At 54.8% G+C, this 12,649-nt stretch carries 12 protein-coding genes; all 12 read left to right on the top strand.

Features of this window, described 5'->3' with window-relative positions; all coding sequences use genetic code 11:
- The first annotated feature begins 169 nt into the window (after positions 1–169).
- The 12 genes from KGZ93_04820 to KGZ93_04765 all read left to right on the top strand — a co-directional run bounded on the left by KGZ93_04820 (position 170) and on the right by KGZ93_04765 (position 12,601).
- Entirely contained in the window at positions 170–1,258 is a 1,089-nt protein-coding gene (locus tag KGZ93_04820; protein MBS3908932.1) for a hypothetical protein, read from the top strand.
- Between the two features lie 223 nt (positions 1,259–1,481).
- Positions 1,482–2,162, top strand: coding sequence for a dienelactone hydrolase family protein (locus tag KGZ93_04815; protein MBS3908931.1), 681 nt, complete (start codon positions 1,482–1,484; stop codon positions 2,160–2,162).
- Between the two features lie 162 nt (positions 2,163–2,324).
- Positions 2,325–3,683 carry a 30S ribosomal protein S12 methylthiotransferase RimO gene (rimO, locus tag KGZ93_04810; protein ID MBS3908930.1) on the top strand — a complete coding sequence of 453 codons (1,359 nt, stop codon included), beginning with the start codon at positions 2,325–2,327 and terminating at the stop codon, positions 3,681–3,683.
- Entirely contained in the window at positions 3,667–4,218 is a 552-nt protein-coding gene (gene pgsA, locus KGZ93_04805) for a CDP-diacylglycerol--glycerol-3-phosphate 3-phosphatidyltransferase (protein ID MBS3908929.1), read from the top strand. Before rimO ends, pgsA begins: the two co-directional genes overlap by 17 nt.
- Positions 4,219–4,244: 26 nt before the next feature.
- The gene (locus tag KGZ93_04800; GenBank protein ID MBS3908928.1) at positions 4,245–5,513 is read left to right on the top strand and encodes a competence/damage-inducible protein A; all 1,269 of its coding nucleotides are present in this window, start codon (positions 4,245–4,247) and stop codon (positions 5,511–5,513) included.
- Positions 5,513–6,073 carry an RNA 2',3'-cyclic phosphodiesterase gene (gene thpR / locus KGZ93_04795; protein MBS3908927.1) on the top strand — a complete coding sequence of 187 codons (561 nt, stop codon included), beginning with the start codon at positions 5,513–5,515 and terminating at the stop codon, positions 6,071–6,073. Before KGZ93_04800 ends, thpR begins: the two co-directional genes overlap by 1 nt.
- Positions 6,074–6,347: 274 nt before the next feature.
- Complete coding sequence (gene recA / locus KGZ93_04790) at positions 6,348–7,382, top strand: recombinase RecA (GenBank protein MBS3908926.1); 1,035 nt, start codon at positions 6,348–6,350, stop codon at positions 7,380–7,382.
- 8 nt (positions 7,383–7,390) lie between these two features.
- A complete protein-coding gene (locus KGZ93_04785; GenBank protein MBS3908925.1) occupies positions 7,391–8,038 on the top strand; it encodes a RecX family transcriptional regulator in 648 nt (215 codons plus the stop codon).
- Between the two features lie 322 nt (positions 8,039–8,360).
- Positions 8,361–9,905, top strand: a complete 1,545-nt coding sequence (rny, locus tag KGZ93_04780) for a ribonuclease Y (GenBank protein MBS3908924.1) — start codon at positions 8,361–8,363, stop codon at positions 9,903–9,905.
- A gap of 221 nt (positions 9,906–10,126) precedes the next feature.
- Positions 10,127–11,221, top strand: coding sequence for an ATP-binding protein (locus KGZ93_04775; GenBank protein MBS3908923.1), 1,095 nt, complete (start codon positions 10,127–10,129; stop codon positions 11,219–11,221).
- Positions 11,222–11,382: 161 nt separating this feature from the next.
- The gene (locus KGZ93_04770) at positions 11,383–11,643 is read left to right on the top strand and encodes a stage V sporulation protein S (GenBank protein ID MBS3908922.1); all 261 of its coding nucleotides are present in this window, start codon (positions 11,383–11,385) and stop codon (positions 11,641–11,643) included.
- Positions 11,644–11,782: 139 nt separating this feature from the next.
- Positions 11,783–12,601: a PHP domain-containing protein gene (locus KGZ93_04765; protein MBS3908921.1), complete on the top strand. Its 819-nt coding sequence runs from the start codon at positions 11,783–11,785 to the stop codon at positions 12,599–12,601.
- Positions 12,602–12,649 lie beyond the last annotated feature (48 nt).

Genomic DNA, 12,649 nt, shown 5'->3' with positions numbered 1-12,649 from the left:
CAATAGATGCGCGACCGCGCGTCTATTTGTCGACCCAGCGCCCACAACCCGTGCAACCCGCATGGTCAATGACCGGCCGAGCGTTGATTGAACATTAATCCTTATACTGTTATGCTTATGAATCGACAAGTGGGAGCTTGGTTGGGGGATCGATTAAGGAGCGGTTGCTATGGCTACAAACACGGGGAAGAAATCAAAAACCAGCATTGTCCATAAGAACGAACGGGTAGCGCATTGGGCGTTTATGGACCACATCAGACAGGGCCTGATCGATAACGGCAAGGTCAAACCGGGAGAGAAATTAATAATCAGAGATGCCGTAGACGGTTTTTTTGGTCAAGGCGAGCCGACGGGACACCTCTTGGCTACCGACGGAGGCTGTTTCGGAAACAACTTCGGCTTAAATAGAATAATCGCATATTCTCCCTGGTTCACATATAAAGAGGGATATGTGGCGAAAATATTCGCCGATTCCGAATACTGGCAAGACATCATCGAAAACGTTCCCGCGGCCATCGATGTCGTCACTGTCCTCTATGGCATAAAGTTCGACTACCATTGCCCAAAGAATCTCTTTGAGGCACGCTTGGTTGAAAACCCCGACACGGGCCCCGACATGGGAGAGCTTCTGTCAAAAGACAGCGAAACCAGTGGTTTCTGGACCGGCTTCGCGGCCAAGCTTTGGAAAAGGCCGGAGGAGCCTTATGTGGGTATTCGGTTCGCCATGGCGTATACGCAGGGGTTCCGCATGAGGCATAAAGACGCCACAGGGGAAGAACTCGAGCTTGCGAAAGAAGAATGCCGTATTTTACTCAAACAACTGGCCGGTTGGAAAGGCATGCGGTTACTCATCGAAGAGCAAGGGTTAAAACTGCTCGCGCTCATAGACAAAGAATTGCGCGAGAACATGGCGATAAACAAAGCGGCTACGGAGACGATAGATGCCTTAGAGTCCAAAGCCAATGGGCTGGTCGAAGTGGAGCAGGCCATCTATAAAGTAGTCTACGAGCGCCACAAGATGAAAACTGGAATGGATGAGCTGTCTAGGGTTGCGCTTGCGGACAAAGAGGATGAAGATGTCTACGATTTCTCAGCGGAGGAAACCGCGCGCTTTCGCGAAATCGACGAGGCGATAGAGAATATTCGCGATGAGATAATTCCTCATATTCACGAGAAGAGTCGTACCGATGGTAAAATAACCGATCTTAATTGCAAAAACGTATTGACGAAATACGCTCTTGATTTCTTTATCAATTAGTTTTAAGAGTTTCACGAAGGCTTTGGGTTTTCCCCGAGGCCTTTTTCTTTACTCTTAGTGCTCGCCTTATAAGTAAAAACCGCTTCCTTTGGGTACTTTAATGATGAAAGGACATCGGTCTGCCGATGCAGGCTTTGCGAAACTGCTGTCAATGGTGACGCTTCAAAAATGGCTGTGGCAAGCAAAAGCTTCTGTGCGGGCCCGAGCGAAGTGGGGTGCGATAATGGGTTCGATGCCAAGGGAAATAGCGATTCCGCTCGACGAAATACAACTCCTGGGAAGCTTGCAACTGACTGACGGGGCTCGCGGGATAGTCGTATTCGCGCACGGAAGCGGCAGCAGCCGTTTCAGCCCTAGGAACCGTTTTGTGGCGGGCACCCTCAACGATGCCGGCCTCGCGACGCTCCTTTTCGACCTTCTCACCGAGGAGGAAGAAGCCGTCGATATGATAACCGCCGAGCTAAGGTTCGACATCGGACTCCTTGCCGACCGGCTCATCGAGGTCATCGACTGGCTTGCGACCTATGAAGAGACGCGCCACCTGAAGATAGGCTGTTTCGGCGCGAGTACCGGCGCGGCGGCGGCACTCATAGCCGCGGCGGCTAGACCGCAGAGCGTTTACGCCGTCGTCTCACGCGGGGGGCGCCCCGACCTAGCTGAGCGCGCCCTATCACAGGTCACAGCGCCAACACTGCTCATAGTCGGAGGCTACGATGAGCGGGTCATCCAGCTCAATGAGCAAGCACTCAAGAACATGCCGCCATCAATAGATAATGAGCTGACCATCGTCCCCAGGGCAAGCCATCTCTTCGAGGAACCGGGAACACTTGAGGAGGTCGCACGCCTGGCCCGCGACTGGTTTGTCAAATACCTCGGGGCATCCGCGACGCACGGCGCTGCCTGAGATAGGCCGCGCCCGGTAGCAAAATCCAATACGCTTCATTCGCCCGGCTTGTCTCGCTCCTCCGGGTGTCATTCTCTCTTGCCCACAGGTCGGCAACTAGACCGCCTGTCACCGCACCCGTATAATCGTATTCAAGCAATACGTTGGGAGGAGCAATTCATTTTGTCTAAGCGAGTCGCCGTCATAACGCTGGGGTGCGCGAAGAACTCGGTCGACAGTGAGCACATCCAGGGCTCACTACTCGAAAAAGCTATCGAGGTCTGCGAAGACCCGCGCGACGCGGATTATATAATCATCAACACCTGCGGCTTCATCGAGGCGGCCAGGCGGGAATCCATCGACACTATCCTCGAGGCGGTTGCACTGAAAGACGAAACCGGCCCGCAGAAGATTATCGTGACCGGCTGCCTGGCGCAGCGGTACTACGACGAACTCGCGCGCGAGATGCCGGAGATAGATATGCTCGTCGGCATCGACGACGAATGGGACATCGCGGCGATGGTCGCGAGCGACGAACTCGCAAGCATCGCGCCCAACACCGCTAGTCGTGATTTCGCCTCATATCCGGCGCGCAAGCTCACAGGCCATCCTTTCGCCTATTTGCAGATCGCGGACGGTTGCGACAACTGGTGCGCCTACTGCGCCATCCCGCTTATTCGCGGCCGCTTCAGGAGCAAACCCCTGGAGAAGGTGCTGAAAGAAGCCCGTATACTCGACGAGAGCGGGGTCGTTGAAGTCGACCTGATAGCACAGGACACCGGGCGCTATGGCTACGACCTCTACGGTAGACTCAGACTGCATGACCTGATAAGCGCACTCACCGGGTTCTCGAATATTCGCTGGATACGGCTATTATACCTGCAGCCGCAACATATCAACGACGAGTTAGTCGAGGCGATCAGGGCAAACAAGCTTATCGTGCCATACCTCGATATCCCGTTCCAGCACGCAAGCCCTAAGATTCTTAAAGCTATGAACCGCAACGGTGCGGGCTATGATTTTCTGACCCAGATAGCCTGGCTGCGACGCGCGATACCCGGTGTCATTCTACGAAGCTCCGTTATCGTCGGATTCCCCGGCGAGACCGAGCATGATTTCGGGCAGCTGGCCGATTTCGTTGAGCAGGCGCAACTCGACCATCTCGGTATTTTCGAGTACTCCCGGGAAGAGGGGACAGCAGCTGCGAGCATCGCGGGCCACCTACCTCGAGAAACCATTGCAGAGCGCTATCACCAACTGACAGCCTTGCAGGATTCCATCGGTGAAGAGCGAAATAAAGAGAGAATCGGCCAGGCAGTCGATGTGCTGGTCGAAGCCGAAATCGAGCCCGGTTTGCTCGAGGGTAGAGGCTGCTGGCAGGCACCAGAGATCGATGGCCTCATCCGTTTCAGAACGATTGCCGGGGCGAAAGCCGGCGCGCAGACAACGACGCCGGCGATTGGTGATATAGTGACGGTAACGCTCGAAGAGTTTGATGGCTGTGACTATACCGGGAGGTTGATTAGTGGGCCTGGCAAATAAGATAACGATAGCCCGTGTCCTCTTGGTACCGTTATTCATGGTCTTTCTGCTGTCGGCCCCGCAGCCGGTGGGCGCGTATATCGCCGCCGCCATTTTCACGATAGCGGCGATAACCGACTCCATCGATGGATATGTAGCGCGCAGCCAATCCCAGATAACCGTCTTCGGGCAGCTCATGGATCCCTTAGCCGATAAACTTCTGGTGTCGGCGGCTCTTATATCGCTGGTGCAATTGGGCCTGTTGTCGGCATGGGTCGCGGTTCTGATAATCGCGCGGGAGTTCGCCGTCTCGGGTTTAAGGCTTCTCGCGCTGACCGAGAACAAAGTAATCGCGGCAAGCTTGTGGGGCAGAATAAAGACCATCTCCCAGATCGTGGCGATTATCGCTATTATGATTAATATGCCTATCGGTTTCGGCGGAATGACACTCGGTCTGTGGCTTATGGCGATAGCCGTCGTTCTGACGATGATATCGGGCGCCGACTACTTCTTGAAGTCCTGGCGGGTACTGAACGGCGGCGCGCGGCTGAAGTAGCGCTTTAACAGCTAAAAGGAGGTGGCATGAGGTACCAGATAATAACGGTCGGCTCTGAACTTACTCTTGGACTGTCGGTCGACACAAACGCCGCTTTCATATCAAAGACACTCGGAAAACACGGGTTTACCTGCGTGCGCCATGTCAGTGTTCCCGACAAGATCGACCTCATCGCCGTTGCTATAAGCGAGTCGCTCGCGCAGGCCGACGGCGTCATCATAACGGGCGGGCTTGGGCCGACCATAGACGATTTGACGAGGGATGCCGTCAGCCGGGCACTCGGACGCGAACTCGAGTATAGTGAACGGCTCGGCGAAATCATCGAGGAGCGCTACGGAAACCGCGCGATTCCGCTGCCCGAGATAACCTATCGCCAGGCCTACCTGCCAAAAGGCGCCGAAGCAATTATCCCGACTCTTGGCAGCGCCCCTGGTATCATCATCAGCGAAGACGAGAAGTTCCTGTTCTCGTTGCCGGGCGTCCCCCGTGAGATGGCCGATATGCTGGAGAAAAACATCGTCCCGTGGCTGGAGACGAGATTTTGTCGCGGGGTCGCCCACGCGGTCAGAGTGCTGCGCACCACCGCCAAGTCCGAGGCCTCCCTCCAAGAGTCCATAGAAGACCTCGTGCGGTCCCTCCATGGCGTTGATGTCGGTATACTGGCGTACCCAGGTGAGATACAACTACAGCTTTTCGCAAAAGGCGCGGACATGAACGAGGCGAAAAATATAGTCGGCGATGCCGCGACGCTTTTGAGAGAACGCCTCGGCAATATCGTCTATGGTTACGACGATGAGACGCTCGAAGAGGTCACAGGCAAACTCTTACTCAAATACGGCCTATCGCTCGCCGTCGCCGAATCTTGTACCGGCGGCCTGGTCGGCAAAAAACTGACCGATATCGCGGGCAGCTCCGGGTACTTCAGCGGGGGTATCATCGCTTACAATAACGACGCTAAAAAATCGCTCTTAAACGTGTCGAGCCAGACACTCGTGCGGCATGGGGCGGTAAGCGCGGCCACCGCGCTGGCAATGGCCTTCGGTGTCCGCGACAGATTCAACGCGGACGTCGGTCTTTCGATAACGGGTATCGCGGGTCCCGATGGCGGCACCGAGGAAAAACCGGTCGGCTTGGTCTACGTCGCCCTATCTCATCAGGTGACCAACTACAGCAACCGCTTTATCTTCTTCGGCTCTCGTGATACCGTGCGGATAAAGAGCGCGAACGCGGCTCTCGACATGCTCCGCTATTATATTTTGGACAACTTCGAGCGGACTGGAGGCGACGCGTCTTAATGCCGCGCATCTTCATCGGCCTCGACCTGCCGGGTCGGCTAAAAAGCGAGCTTTTCGAAGTCTCCGAGCAACTCAAAGCAACCATCGAGGGTGCTCGATGGGTCGCCCGAGACAACATCCATCTAACTCTTAAATTCCTGGGCTCGGTACCCGAAGAACAGTCGGCCGAGATCGAAACCGCCCTGCGAGCCAAAGCCGCCGGCTTCGAACGTTTCTCCTTCGAGTGCGGGGCGCTCGGCGCTTTTCCGAATCAAAAGAGGGCCCGCGTCCTCTGGGTCGGCGTCGAGCGCGGCGGACGGGAGTTTGTCGAGCTTAGCACGCTCGTAGAAGATGCCCTTGCGCCCCTCGGTTTTACGCGCGACGATAAGCCGTTTACGCCCCATATAACTCTGGCGCGCCTCAACCCGCCCAAGCCTGTGGAGCAAGCCTTAAAAACGGTCCCGGAAGCCCCATATCGAGGGCGAAACATCCCGGTAGAGGGAATCACCATATTTCAAAGCCACTTGAAGCCCGCCGGCGTCGAATACGCCTCCCGTGCGTTCATCCCGCTCGAAGAATAGCCCAGCATCATGGTTCAAATATAATCATATTGCTATTGCCGGGCGCTCTAATTTATGATATGTATACTTATGCTGTTGTGCTAATAGTGGGCATCACGGGTTTTTATCGATGAAACCAGGTCGCGGGTCCGGCCACAGAGCCGGACATTTTATGCGTCATGCGGCCCGCGCCGTTTTTTAGCATTGCCGGGCCTGACCGCTTGACAGCGAACACGTGTTCGCATATGCTATGGTGGTGGTAGAAATCATAGCCCTTTAACCCTGAGGAGGAGATATGGATCGCGACAAAGTAATCGAGATAACCAAAGAACAGATAGAGAGAAAATACGGCAAAGGCTCGCTGATGAGGCTCGGCGAGAACCCGTCACGCATGGATGTCGCTATAATACCGACCGGTACGCTCGCGCTCGATATCGCGCTCGGCATCGGGGGCGTCCCGAGAGGCAGGGTAATCGAGATCTACGGCCCGGAATCGTCCGGTAAGACGACGCTGGCCCTCCATATCGTCGCCGAAGCGCAAAAAACCGGCGGAGTCGCCGCGTTTATAGATGCGGAGCATGCGCTCGACCCGATTTACGCGCGCAACCTCGGTGTAAATACCGAAGAGCTGCTCATATCGCAGCCGGACACCGGCGAGCAAGCCCTTGAGATAGCCGATATGCTGGTACGCTCGGGAGCGCTCGACGTTGTCGTCATCGACTCGGTCGCGGCACTCGTGCCGCGAGCCGAGATAGAAGGTGAGATGGGGGATTCGCACGTCGGCTTGCAGGCGCGCCTGATGAGCCAGGCGCTGCGCAAGCTCGCCGGTTCCATCAACAAATCCAAAACCACAGCCATCTTTATCAACCAGCTCAGAGAGAAGATCGGCGTGATGTTCGGCAGCCCTGAGACGACGCCGGGGGGGCGCGCACTCAAGTTCTACGCCTCGGTCCGGCTCGATATCAGAAGAATCGATTCGATAAAGCAGGGAACGGATATCATGGGCAACCGCGTCCGCGTAAAAGTCGTCAAGAACAAGATGGCACCGCCATTTCGGCAAGCAGAATTCGACATCATGTTCGGCGAAGGGATTTCCAAGGCCGGCAGCATGCTCGATTTAGCGGTTGAGCACAGCATCGTCCAGAAGAGCGGCTCGTGGTACACCTACGGCGAAGAGCGTCTCGGACAAGGCCGTGAGGTGGCGAAACAGACGCTCGTCGACAACAATGACCTGGCGAATGAGATAGAGACTAAAGTCAAAGAGAAAGTCGGCCTCGCGGAACCGCCGGCGACCTCCGAAGAGGCCGCTGAGGCGCCGACCGAAGAGTAGACCGGCAAATGGGGAGGCAAAAGACTTACACGATAACCTCATTGGCCCAACAGGAGCGACGGGCGCGGCGAACATCGATATTCGTAGATGGTAGTTTTTGGCGCGCGCTAGACACGGAAATCGTCGCCGAACTCGGGCTCCGTGAAGGGCAGCGCCTTTCAGATGAAGAATTGAGCAAGCTGGGCCACGCGCTCGAAACTAAAAAAGCGTTGGGGAGGGCGTTTAATCTGCTATCGCATCGCGCTCGCAGCACCAAAGAACTCTCGGAACGCCTCGCCCGCGCGGGCTTTGAGGCTGCCGTCGTCGCGGAGGTCATCGAGAAGCTACTGAGCCTCGATTATCTCGATGACCACGATTTCACAGACTCCTGGCTTCAAAACCGTATCCAAACTAAGCTATACGGCAGACACCGCATAAAACATGAGCTTAAACTAAAAGGAATTGCCGACGACATGATAGACGAGCGCTTGGCGGCGCACTCATCCGACGATAGTGAATATGCGAGGGCATTTAAGTCGGCGCAAGGAAAAGTAGGCTCCTATGCGGGCGCGGATGCCCAAAAGTCACGGCAGCGCCTGGGCCGATTTCTGATGCGAAGAGGCTATAGCTCGGCAATCGCTTATCGGGTCTGCAGAGACATTTTCGCCGAACGCTGATTGAACCTCGCGCGACATTGATTGCCGCCGCCAATCCTCAGACTCTCCTCAACGATAACGCCGCGCCGGCAAATTCCTTGACACTAAAATGCTAGAGCTTTAGTATATAATTGTAGTTGTAGAAGGCAAAAATGCTCTACTAAGTAAAGACATTTAGTTTTACATAGATTACAAAAACTAAAGAAACGATAAATAGCCTGTATGGTGCGGCAACGAGCCGAGTGCATAGCCGCAGCCGGCTAAGGGACGCTATTTTAACTTAGATAGAGATTTTTGCCGAGCAATAGCTCGGTATTTTTTATTTAAATGGAAGGAGGCAGCAATGGACCAAGTGCTAGTTTATGTTTTAGTAGGCATTATAGCCGCGGCAGCCGGCGTTGCGACAGGATACGCCATCCGTCGCATTTCGTCCGAAGCTAAAATCGCCTCCGCCGAAGAAGCCGCAAAGCGAATATTGTCTGAAGCAGAAAAGGAAGCTGAGCAGCGAAAAAAGGAAGCTTTGATCAATGCCAAGGATGAGATTCATGCAATCCGCTCAGAAAATGAGCGAGAGATGCGCGATCGGCGGAACGAGATCCAGCGATTAGAGAAGCGCCTCACTCAAAAAGAGGAGTCGCTCGATTCAAGGTCTAACGGGCTCGACAGAAGAGAACGCGGCTTGACCGACAAAGAAAAAGAGATGGCGAAAATCGAAGGTGAATTGTCCGAGATTTACGAGAAAGAGATGCGCCTTCTCGAGCAAATCGCGGGCTTGACCGCGCAGGAAGCACGCCAACTGCTCTTGAAGAGAGTGGAGGATGAGACGAGGCACGAAACAGCGATGATGGTCCGCGAAATCGAGGCTAAAGCCAAAGACGAGGCGGATAAGAAATCACGTGATATTATCGCGCTCGCCATCCAACGTTGCGCGGCGGATCACGTAGCCGAGACGACCGTCTCGGTTGTGCCCCTGCCGAGCGACGAGATGAAGGGGCGTATCATCGGGCGGGAAGGACGCAATATCCGCACGTTCGAGAATATCTCCGGAATCAACCTGATCATCGACGATACTCCCGAGGCGGTCATCCTGTCGAGCTTCGACCCGGTCAGGCGCGAAATCGCGAGGCTTACCCTGGAACGGCTTATCGCGGATGGACGGATTCATCCGGCGCGCATCGAGCAGATGTACGAGAAAGCGCGCGAAGAAGTCGACGCTCATATCCGCGAAGTCGGGGAGCAAGCGACATTCGACACCGATATTCACGGTCTCCACCACGAGCTTATCAGGGTCTTGGGCAGGCTCAAGTACAGGACGAGCTATGGTCAGAACGTCCTGCAGCACTCGATTGAGGTAGCGCATCTGGCCGGCATCATGGCGGCGGAGCTGGGCGCGGACGTAAAGCTTGCGAGAAGAGCGGGACTCCTTCATGACCTTGGCAAAGCCATCGACCATGAAGTCGAAGGACCGCACGCGGTAATCGGCGCCGAACTCGCGAAGCGCTTCAATGAGCAGGCGCAAATCGTCCATGCCATCGGGGCTCATCACGGTGAGATAGACCCGAATACCGTGGAAGCGGTGCTCGTTCAGGCCGCGGACGCGATTTCCGGCGCGCGACCCGGCGCACGCAGGGAGACTCTCGAGAGCTATATCAAGCGTCTTGAGAAACTCGAGGCAATCGCCGAATCACATAGCGGCGTCGAGAAGTGTTACGCCATGCAAGCCGGGCGTGAGCTGAGAATTATGGTAAAACCGGCGGGCATCGATGACGCGATGGCCGACTTGATGGCCAGAGACATCGCCAAACAAATCGAGGGTGAACTCGAATATCCGGGACAAATAAAGGTCATAGTCATCAGGGAACACCGCGCCGTAGAGTACGCGAAGTAGGATAAAGGCGAATGTATGGAGGGCCGGCAACGGTCCTCCATTTTTTATGCGCTCATTCAACGCCAATACGGTTATCGGGCCCAACAACACGTCTTTATGCCTTCGAATTAGAGACGCGGGAATAAGCCGAAATCGCGCCCGCCCGCCGTCTAATATTTGACAAAGCCCTATTTACCCAGGACAATAGAGATTAATACATAGCGCCGGCGACAGGTATAATCATGGCAGAAAAAGAGAACGACCCCCTAATAAACTTCGTAGCCAACCTAACCGGAAACCAATACCTCAAAGTAGAGGAAAACCTCGGTCAGGGTTTCGTTCGCCTCAACATAAGCGAGGCCGAACGCCGCCAAGCTAAACACGATATCCAATCGATGGAAGACATCGTACTCGAGATGCTGAGAAATTCCCGCGACGCCGGCGCGTCCAGAATCTTCATTGCGTCGACCAAAGAGGACAACCTTATCCGCAAAGTGACGATAATCGACGACGGGGACGGCATCCCCGCCGAGCTTCACGAGAGAGTCTTCGAGCCGCGGGTAACATCCAAGCTCGAAAACCTCATTACCGACCGGTACGGAATCCACGGGCGCGGCATGGCGCTCTTCTCGATAAAACAAGCCTCTGACGAGTTCGACTTGGTTTTTTCATCCCCCGGAAGGGGTACTGTATTTAGAGTGCAGACCAGCACGGGTCTTCTAAGCGAGAGAAAAGACCAGTCGACTTATCCGACTATAAAGTATCGCAATGGCGAGCCGATAATCATCAAGGGACCGCATAACATCATACGAACGGTGCTCGAGTTCAACCTCGACCACCAGCACCTTGAAATATATCTCGGCTCACCGACAGAAGCGCTGGCGACAGCGCACCTGATGTGCCTCGACGAGAATACGCGCGGGACAGGCGCGAAATCCGAGGACTACAAGATCTGGCGGTGCTTGAAACCGATTAAAGCGGCCGGCATTCTATCGGATATCGCGGAACGCAGGCTCGGCCTAAGGGTCTCTATAAGAAACGCGCAGCGCATCATGAGCGGGCGAATCGTCACGCTCAAGCCGTTACTCGAGACACTCACAGCCAAGCAAGCAGAACCGGAAGAGCCCGACCGCAAGATCATAGACCTGATGAGGACGGAGCCTCTGGCAAAAAGGATATCACAGGCGGACCTTGAGCATATCGCGCACAAGGTTAGCGATGAACTTAAAATTATTGGCGACAAGTATTTTATGGAAATATTGCCCGATCCAGAGGTTTATGCGGGTAGGGATTGTATTAGGGTAACGATTAAGCTACAATCAAAAGGGAATTATTAACAGTTCTGCAAAAATATAGCAGGAGTTCTAAGTTAGGCGCGCGAATATCCGCTTTCGCGTAGCCCCTCGCGCGGGGGCGTGAGTTGAAACTTAGAACAGCATCGAATAACAGTATTACAGCTTGTCATAATATTTAGACGTAGACCGCTAAGGAGGAATTTATGGAAGTACTAAAGGTTTCATCGAAATCGAGTCCCAACTCCGTGGCCGGAGCGCTAGCCGGGGTGGTAAGAGAGCGCGGAGCCGCTGAAATGCAGGTAATAGGCGCCGGCGCACTCAATCAAGCGGTAAAAGCTATAGCCATCGCGCGTGGATTCGTGGCGCCCGGCGGGCTCGACCTGGTATGCAAGCCGTCATTCGCGGACATTACGATCAATGGCGAAGAGCGAACCGCTATCAAGTTGCTTGTAGAGCCTAAGTAGCAATCGGCTATTGGATAAATATCTAATAGTTTGTTAACGGTTTAATAAAACGTATAAGGCTGTGCTAAGATAAACTTTGCACAGCCTTTTTTTGTGCGATAGCCAAGCTCTTTGACCACCCTCGATTTAAGGGGCGCGCATGCCGGTTGACCTACATATTCATACAACGGCTTCAGATGGAAGCTTCACGCCGAAAGAGGTCGTCGAAATCGCCGCCGCGTCGAACCTGCGGACGATCGCCGTCGCCGACCACGACACGGTAGCGGCGCTAGAGGATGCCCGGCGCTATGGAGCCGAACTCGGTGTGGGCATAATACCCGCCATCGAACTGAGTTCGCGCTATAAGGGCAAGGACATCCACGTCCTCGGATACTATGTCGATGACAAGAACGAAAAACTGTTAGCGTCGCTCGAGCGTCTTCGCGCCGCTAGAGAAGAACGCGCCGTGCGCATCATCGAATGTCTCCAAGGTATCGGCGTCGATATAGACTTCTCAAACGTCCTTGAGCAAGCGAAGAACTCTTCGGTCGGCAGACCTCATATCGCAAGGGCAATGGTCGGAAGCGGCTACGTAAGCGACTTCAGGACGGCTTTCACGCAATTTTTAAAGAGAGGGGCGCCTTGTTTCCTGGAGAAATTCGTCTATCCGCTGCAGGCGACGATAGAGATTATTCACAACGCCGGGGGCCTTGCCGTCTTCGCTCACCCCGGGCTGGCTAAACTTGACGAGCATATCGATGAATTCATCGCCTTTGGCCTCGACGGATTCGAGGCGTACCATGTTGAGCACTCCGAGCAAGACACCAAACGCTATTTAAGGCTCGCCGAGAAAAAAGGTTTGTTGGTGACCGGAGGGTCCGATTGCCATGGCCCGGTCTCGACGCATGGTCAGCGACTTGGCCGGTTTCTCGTCCCCGACGAGGTCGTCGATTCTCTCTCAGCGGCCGCTAGGCGCTGATATAGCGCTTAGCCTTGCCGGAAGCGGCGACCGGCTGCTGTAGTTTCG

Source organism: Actinomycetota bacterium, assembly GCA_018333515.1.
GTDB lineage: Bacteria > Actinomycetota > Aquicultoria > Aquicultorales > Aquicultoraceae > Aquicultor.
This window is presented reverse-complemented; position numbering and strand designations above follow the sequence as displayed.

Bases quoted from the DNA above. Each gene is read 5' to 3' on its own strand.
- thpR (MBS3908927.1), top strand. From the start codon at position 5,513: ATGCCGCGCATCTTCATCGGCCTCGACCTGCCGGGTCGGCTAAAAAGC.
- rny (MBS3908924.1), top strand. From the start codon at position 8,361: ATGGACCAAGTGCTAGTTTATGTTTTAGTAGGCATTATAGCCGCGGCA.
- KGZ93_04815 (MBS3908931.1), top strand. From the start codon at position 1,482: ATGGGTTCGATGCCAAGGGAAATAGCGATTCCGCTCGACGAAATACAA.
- recA (MBS3908926.1), top strand. From the start codon at position 6,348: ATGGATCGCGACAAAGTAATCGAGATAACCAAAGAACAGATAGAGAGA.
- KGZ93_04785 (MBS3908925.1), top strand. From the start codon at position 7,391: ATGGGGAGGCAAAAGACTTACACGATAACCTCATTGGCCCAACAGGAG.
- KGZ93_04775 (MBS3908923.1), top strand. From the start codon at position 10,127: ATGGCAGAAAAAGAGAACGACCCCCTAATAAACTTCGTAGCCAACCTA.
- KGZ93_04800 (MBS3908928.1), top strand. From the start codon at position 4,245: ATGAGGTACCAGATAATAACGGTCGGCTCTGAACTTACTCTTGGACTG.
- KGZ93_04820 (MBS3908932.1), top strand. From the start codon at position 170: ATGGCTACAAACACGGGGAAGAAATCAAAAACCAGCATTGTCCATAAG.
- KGZ93_04770 (MBS3908922.1), top strand. From the start codon at position 11,383: ATGGAAGTACTAAAGGTTTCATCGAAATCGAGTCCCAACTCCGTGGCC.
- KGZ93_04765 (MBS3908921.1), top strand. From the start codon at position 11,783: ATGCCGGTTGACCTACATATTCATACAACGGCTTCAGATGGAAGCTTC.